General features: G+C 37.4%; 16 protein-coding genes. 10 read left to right on the top strand and 6 right to left on the bottom strand.

The window, feature by feature from the left end:
- Positions 1-88: 88 nt before the first annotated feature.
- Positions 89-1,393, top strand: coding sequence for an HD domain-containing protein (locus KPL75_RS13460; protein WP_000262735.1), 1,305 nt, complete (start codon positions 89-91; stop codon positions 1,391-1,393).
- A 39-nt stretch (positions 1,394-1,432) separates the two neighbouring features.
- Here KPL75_RS13460 and KPL75_RS13455 read toward each other — a convergent pair whose 3' ends face one another.
- Entirely contained in the window at positions 1,433-1,618 is a 186-nt protein-coding gene (locus tag KPL75_RS13455) for a 2-hydroxymuconate tautomerase (protein WP_001147171.1), read from the bottom strand.
- Positions 1,619-1,730: 112 nt separating this feature from the next.
- Here KPL75_RS13455 and KPL75_RS13450 point away from each other — a divergent pair, with 112 nt between their 5' ends.
- Both KPL75_RS13450 and KPL75_RS13445 read left to right on the top strand, forming a co-directional pair.
- A complete protein-coding gene (locus KPL75_RS13450) occupies positions 1,731-2,405 on the top strand; it encodes a site-2 protease family protein (RefSeq protein WP_002016358.1) in 675 nt (224 codons plus the stop codon).
- Positions 2,406-2,430: 25 nt separating this feature from the next.
- Positions 2,431-2,940 (top strand): YwhD family protein, encoded by a 510-nt coding sequence (locus KPL75_RS13445; RefSeq protein ID WP_002016357.1) that lies wholly within the window; start codon positions 2,431-2,433, stop codon positions 2,938-2,940.
- A gap of 32 nt (positions 2,941-2,972) precedes the next feature.
- On the opposite strand, the gene KPL75_RS13440 is transcribed toward KPL75_RS13445, so the two are convergent.
- Both KPL75_RS13440 and KPL75_RS13435 read right to left on the bottom strand, forming a co-directional pair.
- Positions 2,973-5,024 (bottom strand): transglycosylase domain-containing protein, encoded by a 2,052-nt coding sequence (locus KPL75_RS13440; RefSeq protein WP_219920983.1) that lies wholly within the window; start codon positions 5,022-5,024, stop codon positions 2,973-2,975.
- Positions 5,025-5,125: 101 nt separating this feature from the next.
- On the bottom strand, positions 5,126-5,851 hold the full coding sequence (locus tag KPL75_RS13435; RefSeq protein WP_219920982.1) for a glycerophosphodiester phosphodiesterase: 726 nt from the start codon (positions 5,849-5,851) through the stop codon (positions 5,126-5,128).
- Positions 5,852-6,002: 151 nt separating this feature from the next.
- Between KPL75_RS13435 and KPL75_RS13430 the strand changes: the two genes are divergently transcribed.
- From KPL75_RS13430 to speB, 4 genes are all read left to right on the top strand, one after another.
- Positions 6,003-6,410, top strand: a complete 408-nt coding sequence (locus KPL75_RS13430) for a MerR family transcriptional regulator (protein WP_219920981.1) — start codon at positions 6,003-6,005, stop codon at positions 6,408-6,410.
- A 5-nt stretch (positions 6,411-6,415) separates the two neighbouring features.
- Positions 6,416-7,579 carry an MFS transporter gene (locus KPL75_RS13425; RefSeq protein ID WP_219920980.1) on the top strand — a complete coding sequence of 388 codons (1,164 nt, stop codon included), beginning with the start codon at positions 6,416-6,418 and terminating at the stop codon, positions 7,577-7,579.
- Between the two features lie 186 nt (positions 7,580-7,765).
- On the top strand, positions 7,766-8,593 hold the full coding sequence (speE, locus tag KPL75_RS13420; RefSeq protein ID WP_219920979.1) for a polyamine aminopropyltransferase: 828 nt from the start codon (positions 7,766-7,768) through the stop codon (positions 8,591-8,593).
- Between the two features lie 218 nt (positions 8,594-8,811).
- A complete protein-coding gene (speB, locus tag KPL75_RS13415) occupies positions 8,812-9,684 on the top strand; it encodes an agmatinase (RefSeq protein WP_219920978.1) in 873 nt (290 codons plus the stop codon).
- Positions 9,685-9,963: 279 nt separating this feature from the next.
- On the opposite strand, the gene KPL75_RS13410 is transcribed toward speB, so the two are convergent.
- Positions 9,964-11,001, bottom strand: coding sequence for a PTS sugar transporter subunit IIC (locus KPL75_RS13410; RefSeq protein WP_098500124.1), 1,038 nt, complete (start codon positions 10,999-11,001; stop codon positions 9,964-9,966).
- Positions 11,002-11,235: 234 nt separating this feature from the next.
- Between KPL75_RS13410 and KPL75_RS13405 the strand changes: the two genes are divergently transcribed.
- Positions 11,236-11,598: a YxeA family protein gene (locus tag KPL75_RS13405; RefSeq protein ID WP_219920977.1), complete on the top strand. Its 363-nt coding sequence runs from the start codon at positions 11,236-11,238 to the stop codon at positions 11,596-11,598.
- 25 nt (positions 11,599-11,623) lie between these two features.
- On the opposite strand, the gene KPL75_RS13400 is transcribed toward KPL75_RS13405, so the two are convergent.
- On the bottom strand, positions 11,624-12,610 hold the full coding sequence (locus KPL75_RS13400) for a S66 family peptidase (protein ID WP_219920976.1): 987 nt from the start codon (positions 12,608-12,610) through the stop codon (positions 11,624-11,626).
- Positions 12,611-12,812: 202 nt separating this feature from the next.
- Between KPL75_RS13400 and KPL75_RS13395 the strand changes: the two genes are divergently transcribed.
- Entirely contained in the window at positions 12,813-13,250 is a 438-nt protein-coding gene (locus KPL75_RS13395; protein WP_000744340.1) for a YwiB family protein, read from the top strand.
- A complete protein-coding gene (argS, locus tag KPL75_RS13390) occupies positions 13,250-14,920 on the top strand; it encodes an arginine--tRNA ligase (protein WP_219920975.1) in 1,671 nt (556 codons plus the stop codon). The genes KPL75_RS13395 and argS overlap by 1 nt, the downstream gene beginning before the upstream one ends.
- Before the next feature lie 345 nt (positions 14,921-15,265).
- Here argS and KPL75_RS13385 read toward each other — a convergent pair whose 3' ends face one another.
- A complete protein-coding gene (locus KPL75_RS13385) occupies positions 15,266-15,637 on the bottom strand; it encodes a hypothetical protein (RefSeq protein ID WP_002144686.1) in 372 nt (123 codons plus the stop codon).
- Positions 15,638-15,705: the final 68 nt, after the last annotated feature.

The following is a 15,705-nucleotide window of genomic DNA, read 5'->3' as shown; positions in this document are numbered from 1 at the left end:
AATTAATATAGTCTTTCATTTCTTTCTGTTTCCTATATCGTTTATAATATATAGTAAGAATGCAGTAAAGAAAGGGGGATGTCGGAAAGTGGTATATTTAAACGACAAACTCAGCGAAACAAAAGTGTTTAAAGACCCAGTACATAAATATGTACACGTGCGTGATCGCGTTATTTGGGATTTAATCGGAACGAAAGAATTTCAACGTTTGCGCCGTATTAAGCAGCTTGGAACGACATTTTTTACATTTCACGGTGCAGAGCATAGTCGCTTTACTCATTCGTTAGGTGTATATGAAATTATTCGTCGTATGATTGATGATGTGTTTGACGGCAGACCAAATTGGAATGCTGAAGATAGATTATTATGTTTATGTGCGGCATTACTTCATGATGTCGGTCACGGCCCATTTTCTCACTCGTTTGAAAAAGTATTTTCATTAGATCATGAGAAATTTACGCAAAAGATTATCGTTGGTGATACGGAAATTAATCGTGTGTTAAGCCGTGTTGATAAGGATTTCCCGCAAAAGGTAGCAGATGTAATTGCGAAAACATCTACTAATAAATTAGCGATTAGTATGATTTCAAGCCAAATTGATGCTGATCGTATGGATTATTTATTAAGAGATGCATATTTTACTGGTGTAAAGTATGGGAACTTTGATATGGAACGTATACTGCGTGTCATGCGCCCTTACGGTAATCAAGTTGTCATTAAAAATAGTGGTATGCATGCTGTAGAGCATTATATTATGAGTCGTTATCAAATGTATTGGCAAGTATATTTCCATCCGGTAACACGTAGCGCAGAAGTTATTTTAACGAAGATTTTACACCGAGCTAAATCGTTGCATGAGAAGTATTATGCGTTTAAAAATCATCCTGTTCATTTCTATTCTTTATTTGAAGAAGAAGTGACAGTAGAGGATTATTTAAAGTTAGACGAGAACGTAATGTATTATTACTTCCAAGTATGGCAAGACGAAGAAGATCCGATTTTAAGTGATTTATGTCGCCGTTTTATGAATCGAAATCTATTTAAATATGTAGAGTTTACAGATAAGCACGGTTTAGATAATTGGATGGAGCTAAGTAGCTTATTTAAGAAGATTGGACTAGATCCAGAGTATTATTTAGTTGTGGATTCAACATCGGATTTACCGTATGACTTTTACCGCGCAGGAGAAGAAGAAGAGCGCCTGCCAATCTTACTTCTTATGCCGAACGGGGAACTTAGAGAGCTTTCGCGTGAATCGGATATTGTTGAGGCGATTACAGGTAAGAAGCGAACGGATCAAAAGCTATTCTATCCGCATGATTTAATCTATGAAGATGGAAGAAAAGGAAAATATAAAGAGAGAATTATCGAGTTGTTAGAAGGAAAGAAATAAGAAGCAGCTAAGAGCTGCTTCTTATGAAAAAACTTGAAATTATTTGTCGCTTAAGCGTTTTCCGCCAACTGCATAATGGTTTTTAGACATTTCTTCGATGAAAACAACGATGTTTTCTTCAGGAGCACCAGTTGTTTCGCTTACTGCTGCGGTTACTTTCTCAGCAAGAGCTTTCTTTTGTTCTTCTGTGCGTCCTTCTAACATTTTCACTGTTACGTATGGCATGTACAATCGCTCCTTTTATGTAAGTTACACTCTTATTATAGCGGATTATGAGGAAGAACAATCGGAAAAACAAATAATTTCTTTTTTTGACATATTGAAGAGGAGATGAGTTATGGATCAGTTATTTAGATACCCATTGCAACAAATTCCATTGGTAGCAATGGCGATTATTATTGCGCTATCTGTGCATGAATTTGCACATGCGTATGTTGCATATAAATTTGGAGACGATACAGCGAAAAAACAAGGACGGTTAACGTTATCACCGATGGCTCATTTAGATCCTATTGGGATGATTGCTGTATTAATTCTTGGATTCGGTTGGGCAAGACCCGTGCCTGTTAACCCATATAACTTTAAAAGACCGCGTCTTGCAGGAATATTAGTTTCTATTGCGGGACCGATAAGTAATCTTATCTTAAGTGCAATCGGTTTAATTATTTGGTATAGCTTAATAACATTTGGTGTGTTAGATGCGATGCCACTTGCAGTAGCAGATACGCTGGATCAATTTTTCCAGATTTTTATTATGCTTAATATTGTTTTACTTGTATTTAATTTATTACCAATCCCGCCACTTGATGGGTATCGCGTTGTGGAAGATTTAGCACCAGCAAATATTCGTGCGAAAATGACACAGTATGAAAAGTATGGATCAATTGCGTTATTAATTCTTGTTATTACACCGCTTAGCAATTACACAATTCAACCTATTTTCAATGTTGTTATTCCATATGTATTAGTATTTTTACAAAATATCATTGCGCCTATTTTCAGGCTTTTTTAATCATTAAGCGAGGAGGAGTTTACATATGACAGAGAAAAAGAAAAAAATCGGTTTTAATATCGTGAAAAATGATTCAACAGATGGACATGGTGGTTTTGGCGTTGGGGCATTAAGTTTAGAAAATATTTCTCCTGTATTTGTTGATGTATTAGAGAAAACTGCGTTCGTTGATATCGGTGCGATGCATGCGCGTAGTACAGTAGAAAAAGGAATTAAGTTTTTAACAAATAAAGATGAAGTTCCAAACGGAAAACCGTTTTGGCTCGTTTGGGTAACAATTGAAAGAACACCAAACGGTGCTTATTACGCAGGTGCAACAGCCTGTGAAATGACAGTTGATCGTGAAATTCGCCGCGGATATAAATCACTTCCAGAGCATGTAAATAAAATGGATAAATCACTAAAGCGTCACATCATGATTGATCATATGGATGAATCATCTAAAAAAGTACTTGGTACATTCTTAAAAGAGCATAATGAAGCAATTTGGAACGAATCTAGTGAAGAATTGCGCCACGCATTATTAGGCGAATAAAAATAGCTGACGGATTTCCGTCAGCTATTTTTTTACCACGGGAGATATTTTTTCCACCAACCCGTCTTTTTCTTCTCTTCACTAACCTTTTCGAACTCTTCCTTATCATCAACGTGATCCATACAATACTCTGTTGGCTCTGTACCTTTTGCGAAATACATTTTCACAGAAATGGGACAATTTTTTGTAGCAATCTTACCGTTTTCAGGATTAACATCGACTGCAACAACATCTGCTGGTTGTTTGAACTCTTGTTTAGGCTGTCCATCTAATCCTTTTTCCATTGTATCGGTCCATATTTTTTTTGCGTATCCTTGTTCTGCTACGTTTGAAATGGATTTAGGTTGATCGTATCCAATCCAAACCCCTGTTACAAGTTGTGGGGTAAATCCAATCATCCAACTATCAGTTTCTGTAGAACCAGACTTTCCAGCATATGTTCTTGATAGTTTTGATAACATCGATTGACCGGTCACAGCGGCATAACTGCTTAGTTTTTTATTAAACATACCTGCCATCATTTCTTCCATCACAAAGGCTTTGCTTTTATCTAGAACTTGTTTACTTTCTAAATGAGCGTCGTATAGCATATTTCCTTCATGATCAACGATGCGCCTTATAAAGATTGGTTTTACTTCTTTTCCGCCGTTTGCAAACATGCTATAAGCATTGACCATTTCAATTGGTTTTACAGGGGATGTGCCGAGAGCAAGAGACGGAACATCTTTTAATGCGCTAGTAATACCGAATTGCTTTGCTGTTTTTGTAAGAATGTCTTCGCCTAAAAATAAATTCGTCTTCACAGCATATACGTTATCAGAAACGGCGAGTGCTTGTGCCATTGTCACAAAATCGTCTGCATAATAGTTTTTATAATTTTTCGGTTTATATTTGGAAACACCGTCACCTAAAGTGAATACAGTGTATTCGCTTTTTAAGCGCGTAGCAGGGGTAAATCCTCGTTCTAAGGCTGCATAATATAGGAATGGCTTAAATGTAGAGCCGGGCTGGCGAGCAGCTTGTGTAGCTCTGTTAAATTGACTCTTATTATAATCAGTTCCACCAACAAGGGCAGCCACTTCACCCGTTTTTGGATTCATAGAGACGAGGGCAGTTTGGATGTTTGTTGTTTCAGGTATATGATTTTTTACAGCTTGCTCTGCTACAGATTGTAATTTAGGGTCTAGCGTTGTATAAATACGTAAGCCACCTCGCTGTAAGGCTTGCTCATCTAATCCGATATCGCGAAGAAGAGAGGCTTGTACAGCATCTTGGAAATAAGGTGCAATTTCTGCAACTTTTTTCGTATCCAATGAGGCGAAAGTAAGTGTTTCCTTTTTTGCCGAGGCAGCTTGCTGTTTTGTAATATAACCCTGTTCTACCATTTCATCTAGTATGAGAGATTGACGCCCTTTAGCACGCTCTTCTTTTAAAAAGGGAGAGTAGAAGCTAGGTCCTTTCGGAATGCCTGCGAGCATACTAGCTTCTGCTAATGTTAATTCTTTTGCAGTTTTATCGAAATACAGGCGAGAAGCAGCTTCGATTCCGTAAGCACCATGCCCGTAATAAATTGTATTTAAATATCCTTCTAAAATATGATTTTTATTATAGTTCACTTCAAGGCGAACGGTATACATTGCTTCTAATAGTTTACGCTTCCACGTTTTATCATGATCTAAGTATAGGTTACGAGCATACTGTTGTGTAATAGTACTAGCACCTTGTACTTTTGCCATTGCTTTTAAATCGGCAACAATGGCACCAACAATGCGCTTTATATCAAATCCATGATGTTTGTAGAATCGTTGATCTTCAATAGATAGTGTCGCCTCTTTTACATAAGGAGAAATTTCATCGAGAGATACATTATAGCGCTTTTGTATTTCATTACTTTGTCCCATAACAGTGTCATCATTAGCGTAAAAGACACTCGTTTGCGGCACTGCAACAGGGGGAGGTCCCATAATTTTTGCAGCTATAATGATAATGAAAAAGGAAAAAACGAAAAAAAGAACACAAGAAAACATTACGGTGAAGAAAAGACGTTTATATTTTTTAAGTTTTGGATTCATAGTTTGATCCATCTTTTTCAGCCCCTCATTAATACAAGCATTATTGTATTAGTATTGAGGATTTTCGTTTATTTTAAACAATGAAATTTCCAAAATAAAAAGAGCCCCTTCATTTAAGAAAGGAGCTCAAAAGCACGCGCTGGCCAATCGGTAATAATAACATCTACACCATAATCAATCATAGTTTGTAAATCTTTATATTCATTAATGGTGTAAGGACGAAAAGCGTATCCTTGCCCTTGTGCTAATTGGATAAACTCTTTCGTTAATAATTGAAAGTTTGGATGTAATCCCGTTGCCCCACGTTTTTTTGCTTCAGCAATAGGATCTGCAAGTGGTGTATCATATAAAATCGCTCTTGGGATTTCAGGAGCGATTTCTGCTAATAATGAAACAGAGTCATGGTTAAATGATGAGAATACAATTTGATTAGCTAGATGGTATTCTCGAACAAGAGCAACAACTTTTTCTTCAATATTTAGATAGTGAATTACATCTGTTTTCAACTCAATATTGAGCTGTAAATTTGTTGTGGAGAGCCAAATAAATACTTCTCGTAATGTTGGGATTTTCGCTTCATGGAAAGAAGGGTCTTTATGGCTACCGGCATCTAAAGCTTGTAATTCTTCTACAGTTTTCTCAGAAACAAGTCCCACGCCATTTGTTGTACGGTCCACTGTTTCATCATGAATAACAACTAGTTCACCATCTTTTGATAGATGAACATCGAGTTCAATTCCGTGAGCACCAATGCGTTCAGCCTCTTGGAAGGCAATCATCGTATTTTCTGGGTGTGTTCCTTTTACCCCGCGATGAGCGAAAATAAGTGGTTTATTCATGTGGAAATCTCCTTATCATCTCTTTTTCTTCATTATGAAACTGCTTTGAGAAAAATACAATTCATATGAAAAATATTTACAAAAGTCTAACAGTTGCACAAAAGTTAACGTTAACGTAAAATGTAATAATCCGGTGAAGGGAGGAATACACATGTATAAAATTGATGAAGTAACAAAGCAAGTTGGTTTAACAAAGCGTACACTTCGTTATTATGAGGAAATTGGTTTGATTCATCCTCCAGAACGCAGTGAGGGGAATATTCGCCTGTATACAGACGAGGATATTGCAAGAATTAAAAGGATTGTGGAAGCGAAAGAAGTTCTAGGAATTACACTTCAAGAGATGCAACATTTCTTATCGTTAAAAGAAAGAATGGAACAAAGAAGAAATAGTGAGAATCCTCGTGACCGTGAAGTGATTCAAGAAATTAAAGAGATGCTTGAAAAACAAGTGCAAACGTTAGACGAGAAAATGGAGCAAATGCAGCGCGTGAAGGCGGAGCTAGAAGATAGTTTAAGCCGGGCAGGTACATTTTTAGAGAATACAAAAGGAGAGTAATCAAAATGGAGAGCAAACAAAAATTAGGGAGATTGATTACAGTGGTGGCTACCTTCCTTGCCTTTTCAGGTATAGGGGTAGTCGACCCAATTTTACCAAGTATTGCTGAACAAATTGGTGCATCGCATTGGCAAGTCGAGATGTTATTTACAGCATATATTTTAACGATGGCAATTATGATGTTACCAGCTGGAATATTTGCATCAAGATTTGGTGATAAACGAATGATGACGATCGGTCTTGCGATTGTAACTGTATTTGCATTTATATGTGGTATATCGCAAACGATTGCTCAATTATCTCTTTTCCGCGCGGGGTGGGGATTAGGAAATGCGATGTTCTTCGCAACGGCGATGACATTATTAATTACATTAAGTAAAGAAGTTCATGAAGCAGTAGGACTATATGAAGCAGCCATTGGTTTAGGGATGGCAGGTGGACCATTATTAGGCGGTATATTAGGTGGACATTCTTGGCGTTACCCATTTTTCGCGACAAGTATTTTAATTTTCTTAGCATTTATTTTAGTTTTCTTTTTTGTAAAAGAACCGGAGCGAAAAGTGAAGCGTAAAGCAGCGGGCGTAGGTGAATTGCTTAACCTGGTGAAGTATAAACCGTTTATGCAAGGTGCGATTTCAGGGATGTTATACTATTACGGATTTTTCGTCGTGCTAGCGTATTCACCACTTATTATGCATTTATCTGCTATTCAATTAGGATTTGTATTTTGCGGATGGGGATTAGCGTTAGCTTACGGTTCAGCAATTTTAGCACATAAGCTAGAAGGTAAATATGAACCGAAAACATTGTTAAAAGGTAGTTTACTCGCATTTGCGATGTTCTTAATTGCACTATTCTTCGTGAAAATTATGTGGTTACAAATCGTGTTAATCGTTCTATCTGGATTAGCATCAGGATTAAATAACGCATTATTTACAAGTTATGTAATGGATATTTCACCTTATGAAAGATCTGTTACATCAGGTGTTTATAACTTTGTTCGTTGGTTAGGGGGCGCGATTGCTCCAATTTTATCAGGAGTTATCGGTCATACCGTTTCGCCGCAAAGCCCGTTTTTAGTCGGTGGAATTGTTGTGTTAGTTGGTTGTATTATGATTTTAATTCCGATTCGTAAACCAGTAGAAATAGAGACAAAAGCCCTTTCTTAAGAAAGGGCTTTCTTTCCTATTACAGGGCAAACCCTTTTCACGTATATGTTAGAACCCTCTGACTAAAATATATTTTCGGTATTTTTGTACTTTTAACTATACTTTTTGGATGTTTTGTTTTATTTTTGTTAGGGGACATTAATGATGTCCCTATTATAAATTTGCATTGAAAGGCGTGATTGTACGATGGAACTATGGTTCACTGAAAAACAAACAAAACATTTTGGGATTACGGCGCGTATTAACCGCACATTACATACGGAGCAAACAGAATTCCAAAAACTTGATATGGTTGAAACGGAAGAGTTCGGAAACATGCTTATTTTAGACGGCATGGTTATGACAACTGAAAAAGATGAGTTCGTTTATCATGAAATGGTAGCGCACGTACCTTTATTTACACATCCAAACCCTGAAAACGTATTAGTTGTTGGTGGTGGTGATGGTGGTGTTATTCGTGAAGTGTTAAAACACCCAGGCGTAAAGAAAGCAACTCTTGTTGAAATCGATGGAAAAGTAATTGAGTACTCTAAAAAGTACTTACCATCAATTGCAGGCGCATTAGATAATGAGCGTGTAGAAGTAAAAGTAGGAGACGGTTTCCTACACATCGCAGAAAGCGAAAATGAATATGACGTAATTATGGTAGATTCTACGGAGCCAGTAGGACCAGCAGTAAACTTGTTTACAAAAGGATTCTACGCTGGAATCTCTAAAGCGTTAAAAGAAGATGGTATTTTCGTTGCACAAACGGACAACCCTTGGTTTACACCAGAACTAATTACAACTGTGTTTAAAGATGTAAAAGAGATTTTCCCGATTACTCGTTTATACACAGCAAACATTCCGACGTATCCAAGTGGACTTTGGACGTTCACAATCGGATCTAAAAAACATGATCCATTAGAAGTAAGTGAAGAGCGTTTCCATGAAATCGAAACGAAATACTACACAAAAGAATTACACAATGCAGCATTCGCATTACCGAAATTTGTTGGCGATTTAATTAAGTAAGAGCGTTAAATTGAAATAAATAAAGTGTAAGTAACTCATTTAAGGTGTTTGTCTAGAAGGCTTGAACATGCTAGTTACTTACACTGCTACAAATGAAGTAGTCTTCTTGTAATAAAAAGAAGGCGCAGGTAAATCGAGAAAGAGGAGTTATAGGCTCCAAATTTGAGAAATAATGAAAGGTTGGGATACCTTAATTTCCACACAAGGAGGAAAAGAGTATGCGTTTTGATGAAGCTTATTCAGGTAAAGTATTTATAAAAAGTCATCCAAGTTTTGAAGAGTCAAAGGCGGTTATTTATGGGATGCCTATGGATTGGACAGTAAGTTTTCGTCCAGGATCTCGCTTTGGCCCTGCACGTATTCGTGAAGTATCAATCGGTCTTGAAGAATATAGTCCGTATTTAGATCGTGAACTAGAAGAGGTAAAATATTTTGATGCGGGTGATATCCCATTACCATTCGGAAATGCACAACGCAGCTTAGACATGATTGAAGAGTATGTATCAAAACTTTTAGATGCCGGTAAGTTTCCACTAGGTCTCGGCGGTGAGCACTTAGTGTCTTGGCCAATTTTTAAGGCAATGGCAAAAAAATATCCGGATTTAGCAATCATCCACATGGATGCTCATACTGATTTACGTGAATCGTATGAAGGGGAGCCTTTATCCCACTCTACACCAATTCGTAAAGTGTGTGATTTAATTGATCCGGAAAACGTATATTCTTTCGGAATTCGTTCTGGAATGAAGGAAGAATTTGAATGGGCGAAAGAAGTAGGTATGAACTTATACAAATTTGACGTATTAGAGCCGTTAAAAGAAGTATTACCGAAACTTGCAGGACGTCCAGTCTATGTCACAATCGACATTGATGTATTAGACCCAGCTCATGCTCCTGGAACAGGAACGTTAGAGGCTGGAGGTATCACATCTAAAGAACTATTAGATTCCATCATGGCAATTGCAAATTCAAATATAAATGTAGTTGGAGCAGACTTAGTAGAAGTAGCTCCTGTCTACGACCATAGTGATCAAACACCAGTCGCAGCAAGCAAATTCGTGCGGGAAATGCTGCTCGGTTGGGTGAAATAAAAGTGAAGCCGACTGTTTAGACCCGGTGACTAAGGTTCTTTCCTGCAAAAGGTGCTTTTTACCTTTTGGCAGGGAAGGTTCTTAGACGCAAGGGTCTAGGAGGCGTAACTGGATAGAATAAAAGCGGAGGCGGCTCGCTCAGAATCGCAGGTCATTGGAACGCTCGACCGAGAAGCGCTTTTGGCTTCGAACGAGAGTGTGAAATGGCCTGCGATTCTAGCCGCTGTAGCAAGACATGAAAAAAGAGTTATTCTCAAAAGATGAGAATAACTCTTTTTCTTATGCAACTTTCTCTTCCGAAGTAATGCCGCGAATTTCATCAGCAGAGCGGATCGGATATTTGCGGAACACAATAGACCCGATGTATCCGACAATAGTGGTAACGATTCCACATAGTACAGCAGCGATCGTTACTTTTATAACGTCATTAAATCCGAACAAGACGAGAAGCCCTGGAATTGGTGATGCTGTTCCTGGCGCATTATTAACGAGCTGGAATAGCGATGTAATAATACCGGCAAGCGCACCGCCAACAAAGTTTGTCATATAGATAGGAATTGGATTAGCTGAGACAACATCGGCTTGTGTTAACGGCTCGATTGCCACAGCGATTGTATCTTTCTTTGAACAGATTTTTAGTCGTTTAAAGAAAATGAAGTTCATTGGGGCAGAAGCTGCTACGGCAAGACTACCAATTGCCATTGGTAAACCAGTTAATCCAAGCATTGCAGTTAATGCCATAGAACTTAGTGGAGATGTAGAAATAACTGTGATTAATCCACCAAGCATAATCCCCATAATGATAGGACTTTCTGTAGTTGCAACTGAAATCATAGAACCGATTTTACCGAGTGTTGCGTTAACGAGTGGATCCATAAGCATGGCCATTCCACGTGAAATTGGTGCGGCAATAAATAGAATTGCTAAAAATTCTACACCAGCTGGTAATTTCTTTTCGAGAAATTTCACGACGAAAGCACAAACGTATCCAGCGAAAAATCCTGGTAAAATACCGAATCCACTAGTAGCGATACCGATTAAAACAGCGTATACGGGTGAAACGCCGATTGCTAATGCTACTAAAATCGCCGCTGCGACACCGCTCATACTACCAGAAGCTTCTCCTACTGATTGTAAAAAGTCATTATGAAACATTTCTCCACCTATATAACGGTGAAATGCTTCAATAAGAAAACTTGCGATTGCTGCATTAGCTAAAGCACCCATCGCTTTCATTCCGTAAGGCGCACGGTAACTGAAAAGTGTAAATAGACAAAGTACAACAAGTAATAGTGCTAAACCTTGCAAGATAGCCATTTGAAAACTGTCTCCTTTGATTTTTGTAATAAAAATTTGTATCATTCAATAATAATATAAAAGTTTGTTAAACGGAAAAATTTTTTATTGGGAAATTGCTGTAAGGTGAAAAACTCTTACAATAATGTAAGGAAAGTGTAAGGCATTTCGATAGAGTATAGTATGCTTTTTTTCGTATAATACAGGTATAGACATACGGTTAGTGAGAAAGCAGTGCAAACAGGAGGCGCATTTATGAAATTGGTAATTAAGGTTTTAGCTGTGTTCGCCATTATTTTAGGAGGAACAGCATATTATTTAAACACGAAAACAGAAGGTGTGCATGCTTTTGTAGACAACTTCTTTTCAAATAAAGAAATCCAAGATTATTATGCTGTTATAGATAAAAGTGAGAAAAAAGACGATGAATATTTGTATACATTTAAAGGGTATACAGAAGATGGAAAGCTACAAGTTATTAAAAGAATGGTGAACCGTGAATTGCATACGGGTGCTTTTATAAAAATTTATGCAAAAGGTGTGCAGGGAAAAGGGTGGGCTGAAATCCCGAAAGAATCAATCCCGCAAAAAGCGTTGCAAAAAATTGAAAAACCATAAAAGGAGCGAATCGTTCGCTCCTTTTTTAGTGCGTTAAAATGGTGATAGCTGAATTTTCTTTATTAGAAATGATTTTTGCACGCCCGCCAATTGGGAAAGTAAAAATTGGAGTTGTATGTCCGAAACTTGCATTTGCAATGATAGGGATATGTGCAAGTTCAGGCTTTGAAGCAATCATTTCTTGAATGTCTTCTATCGTACATTCTGCTCCTTTTTGCATTCTTCCTATAACAATGCCTTTTACATGTTCAAAGTCAGGTTGCTGCATAAGAGAATGTAAATATCGATCAAAAGTTTTTAGGGTAGCTTTTCCGGTTAAACTATCCTCTTCGAGAAATAAAATTTTGTCCTGTAAGCTTGGCATATATGGTGTACCTTGCAGTAAATTAAATGTGCTCATATTACCACCAATAATATCTCCCGTCGCTTCCCCTTCTTGAATTGAAACATATCCTTCATTTTTAATAAATTCTCGATTTTCTTGATCCATATACCAAGAATCATCGCTCCATGTTTCAGCCGGTAATATTTCAATAGGTTCATTAGAAGTTAAACATTTTAAAAAGTAATCAGTCGTATACTCGAGCCCTTTTTCCATTCCGAATGAAGAGAAGTGAGGACCTGAATATGTAACTAAGCCCGTTTTTGTGTAAAGTGCGTTATTTAAAGCAGTAATATCAGAATAGCCACAGAAAAACTTCGGATTTTCTCGAATTAAATCGTAATCGAGATGTTTTAATAAACCGTTAGAGTTGTATCCTCCAAGTGTCGTCAAAATTGCTTTTACATTAGGGTCTTTAAATGCTTCATGAAAATCTTGAACGCGTGAAGAAATAGAAGAGGAAGCAAATTGATCTATCTCATCAGCATATTTTGAGAATGTAACTTGAAAGCCCATGTCGGTTAATTTTTTTATAGCAAGCTCTCGGTTCGTATTTGAGACAATACTTAAACTACAAGATGGTGAAATAATCCTTATTTCATCACCTTTTTTTAATTTTGTTGGTAGCATTAGATTCACCTCTTTAAATGAAAAAATATTCAGATTTTAAAAATATTTTAACATATGAAATAAAGAGAAGTTGAATTATTTTTTGAAAAGGAGTTTTCCTGATTTTTCAGCAGACAGACAGAGTCTTTTTTTGATATGATAGGAAAAGTGATTTATTATAAGTAGTATTTAATATCTATAACATTTGAAAGGTGTGCAAGACGTGAAGAAACAACTTGCAGGCTTGCCAGTACACGTTCATTTCGTAACAGAAATCCGTGAAGGGGCGAGGAAGGAAACCGTTGCTTTTGAAGCAAATGGTCAATACTATGTAAAAGGTCAAGGTACATATATAACATTCCAAGAGCCGAACGAACAAGGCGAAGTGAAAACAATTATTAAAATTCAAGATGAACAAGTTCTCATTATGCGTTCAGGTGCTATTTCTATGCGTCAGACGCATGTGAAAGGTGAATGGACAACTGGTACGTATACGAGTGAACTTGGTACGTTTGCATTGCAAACGAAAACTGATAACGTTCTTTTTAAATGGTCGGATGAAAAGAAAAAAGGACAACTCTTCTTAACGTACGCATTGCTTCTAAGTGAACAAGAAGCTGGCAGATATACAATTACAATTAATTTGAAGGAGGCAAAATAATGAATTCTTTAGAACAAGTAAAAGGATTGATTAAAGAAGAAATTCAAGCTGCTGTATTAAAGGCAGAATTAGCAACAGAAGAACAAATTCCAAACGTTGTATTAGAATCTCCAAAAGATAAAACAAATGGTGACTTCTCTACAAATATGGCAATGCAACTTGCACGCGTTGCGAAAAAAGCACCTCGTATGATTGCAGAAGAATTAGTTGCAAACTTCGATAAAGCAAAAGCTTCTATTGAAAAAATTGAAATCGCTGGTCCTGGTTTCATTAACTTCTACATGGATAATAGCTACTTAACAGACTTAATCCCAACAATTGTAAACGCGGGTGAAGCATACGGTGAAACGAATACTGGTAAAGGTGAAAAAGTACAAATTGAGTTCGTATCTGCGAATCCAACAGGCGATCTTCACTTAGGACATGCACGTGGTGCGGCAGTAGGTGACACTTTATGTAACGTATTAGCAAAAGCAGGATACGATGTATCTCGTGAGTACTACATTAATGATGCTGGTAACCAAATTCATAACTTAGCTCTTTCTGTTGAAGCTCGTTACATGCAAGCTTTAGGTTTAGAGAAAGAAATGCCAGAAGACGGTTACCATGGTGCGGACATCATTGGAATCGGCAAACGTTTAGCTGAAGAATTTGGTGATCGTTATGCAAAAGCTGATGCAGAAGAAAGCTATGAATTCTATCGTTCATACGGTTTGAAATATGAGTTAGCAAAACTTCAAAAAGACTTAGAAAGCTTCCGTGTTAACTTCGATGTGTGGTTCTCAGAAACATCATTATACAAAAACGGAAAAATTGATCAGGCTCTTGCTGTATTAAAAGAGCGTGACGAAATCTTTGAAGAAGGCGGAGCAACTTGGTTCCGTTCAATGACTTACGGTGACGATAAAAACCGTGTATTAATTAAAAACGACGGCTCTTACACATACTTAACGCCAGATATCGCTTACCACCGTGATAAATTAGAGCGTGGTTTCGATAAGCTAATCAACATTTGGGGTGCTGACCATCACGGTTACATTCCTCGTATGAAAGCTGCTATTCAAGCGCTTGGTTACGATAAAGACACTCTTGAAGTAGAAATCATTCAAATGGTACAACTGTACCAAAATGGTGAAAAAATGAAGATGAGTAAGCGTACAGGTAAAGCAGTTACACTTCGTGAGCTTATGGAAGAAGTAGGCGTGGACGCAATGCGTTACTTCTTCGCAATGCGTAGCGGTGATTCTCATTTAGACTTCGATATGGACTTAGCTGTATCAAAATCTAATGAAAACCCAGTATACTATGCACAATATGCACATGCTCGTGTATGCAGTATCCTTCGTCAAGGTGAAGAGTTAGGATTAGCTACAGGCGGAGACGTGAATTACAAACTTGTTACTTCTGAGAAAGAAGTAGAGTTACTGAAAAAACTTGGTGAATTCCCAGCTGTAGTAGCGGATGCAGCACAAAAACGTCTGCCACACCGCATTACAAGCTATGCATTTGAATTAGCAGCAGCATTACACAGCTTCTACAATGCAGAAAAAGTATTAAACCAAGATAACTTAGAATTAAGTAAAGCTCGTTACGAATTAATGAAAGCCGTACGCACTACACTTCAAAATGCACTAGCAATCGTAGGAGTATCTGCACCAGAAAAAATGTAATAAAGAAAAGCGGAAGCGGCTCGTTTAGAATAAGAGGTGGATGGAGCTCCTAACAGAGAGGCGCACTTTGCCTCGGAGGAAGGCGCGAAGCCACCGAGTATTCTAGCCGCTGGAGCTGGACAATAAAGAAAAGCGAAAGCAGTTTTTCGTTTTAAGTAAAAGGCAATCACACGATGGTGTGGTTGCCTTTTTGCATGGAGATAATAAAAAAATATAATTTTTATCCAACAAAAGGAGAGTTTGCATCGTCTTATATAAGTGACAGGGGGTACGATGGAAGAAAAGGTGGAAAGATCGAGTATTGGATTTGTTTCATAAAGAAGGGCCTTGTAAGAGGCCCTTTTTCTATTGAATTGTATAAGTAACAGAAAAACTAACAGGACTATAGTAAACGTAAGGTGCATGAAATTGAACATACATATTTCCATCTGTTTTTGCAGTGAAAATTCTGCCGTAACCATCAGAATAACGCCCAATAAGGTTATGATTTGAGTCATAAACACTGTAACTAGGAGTTTTGCTGTTAGGATGAATTGTTAGTTCTTGTCCTTTTTGAAGGAAAATAGGTTCTTGTTCGGAACTACTTCCAGTTTGCAAAGAATAAAATTTTGTAAAGCTTTGTTCTTGAGCGGCAGCAGCCTTTGTTTCTGGAATAAAAGCGGTAGTTCCAGTAATTCCTGCTAAAGTTAACGCACCTGCTAAAATCATTTTTTTCATAGTAGAAAAAGCCTCCTTATTAGTTGTAATCATTTTTGTTACAGTTAATATTGTATACGATAATACAT

Origin of the sequence: Bacillus sp. NP247 (assembly GCF_018966865.1) — a bacterium.
GTDB lineage: Bacteria > Bacillota > Bacilli > Bacillales > Bacillaceae_G > Bacillus_A.
This window is presented reverse-complemented; position numbering and strand designations above follow the sequence as displayed.

Bases quoted from the DNA above. Each gene is read 5' to 3' on its own strand.
- KPL75_RS13440 (WP_219920983.1), bottom strand. From the start codon at position 5,024: ATGGATCAAACTATGAATCCAAAACTTAAAAAATATAAACGTCTTTTC.
- KPL75_RS13400 (WP_219920976.1), bottom strand. From the start codon at position 12,610: ATGCTACCAACAAAATTAAAAAAAGGTGATGAAATAAGGATTATTTCA.
- KPL75_RS13435 (WP_219920982.1), bottom strand. From the start codon at position 5,851: ATGAATAAACCACTTATTTTCGCTCATCGCGGGGTAAAAGGAACACAC.
- KPL75_RS13385 (WP_002144686.1), bottom strand. From the start codon at position 15,637: ATGAAAAAAATGATTTTAGCAGGTGCGTTAACTTTAGCAGGAATTACT.
- KPL75_RS13425 (WP_219920980.1), top strand. From the start codon at position 6,416: ATGGAGAGCAAACAAAAATTAGGGAGATTGATTACAGTGGTGGCTACC.
- speB (WP_219920978.1), top strand. From the start codon at position 8,812: ATGCGTTTTGATGAAGCTTATTCAGGTAAAGTATTTATAAAAAGTCAT.
- speE (WP_219920979.1), top strand. From the start codon at position 7,766: ATGGAACTATGGTTCACTGAAAAACAAACAAAACATTTTGGGATTACG.
- KPL75_RS13450 (WP_002016358.1), top strand. From the start codon at position 1,731: ATGGATCAGTTATTTAGATACCCATTGCAACAAATTCCATTGGTAGCA.
- KPL75_RS13410 (WP_098500124.1), bottom strand. From the start codon at position 11,001: ATGGCTATCTTGCAAGGTTTAGCACTATTACTTGTTGTACTTTGTCTA.
- argS (WP_219920975.1), top strand. From the start codon at position 13,250: ATGAATTCTTTAGAACAAGTAAAAGGATTGATTAAAGAAGAAATTCAA.
- KPL75_RS13405 (WP_219920977.1), top strand. From the start codon at position 11,236: ATGAAATTGGTAATTAAGGTTTTAGCTGTGTTCGCCATTATTTTAGGA.
- KPL75_RS13455 (WP_001147171.1), bottom strand. From the start codon at position 1,618: ATGCCATACGTAACAGTGAAAATGTTAGAAGGACGCACAGAAGAACAA.
- KPL75_RS13430 (WP_219920981.1), top strand. From the start codon at position 6,003: ATGTATAAAATTGATGAAGTAACAAAGCAAGTTGGTTTAACAAAGCGT.
- KPL75_RS13445 (WP_002016357.1), top strand. From the start codon at position 2,431: ATGACAGAGAAAAAGAAAAAAATCGGTTTTAATATCGTGAAAAATGAT.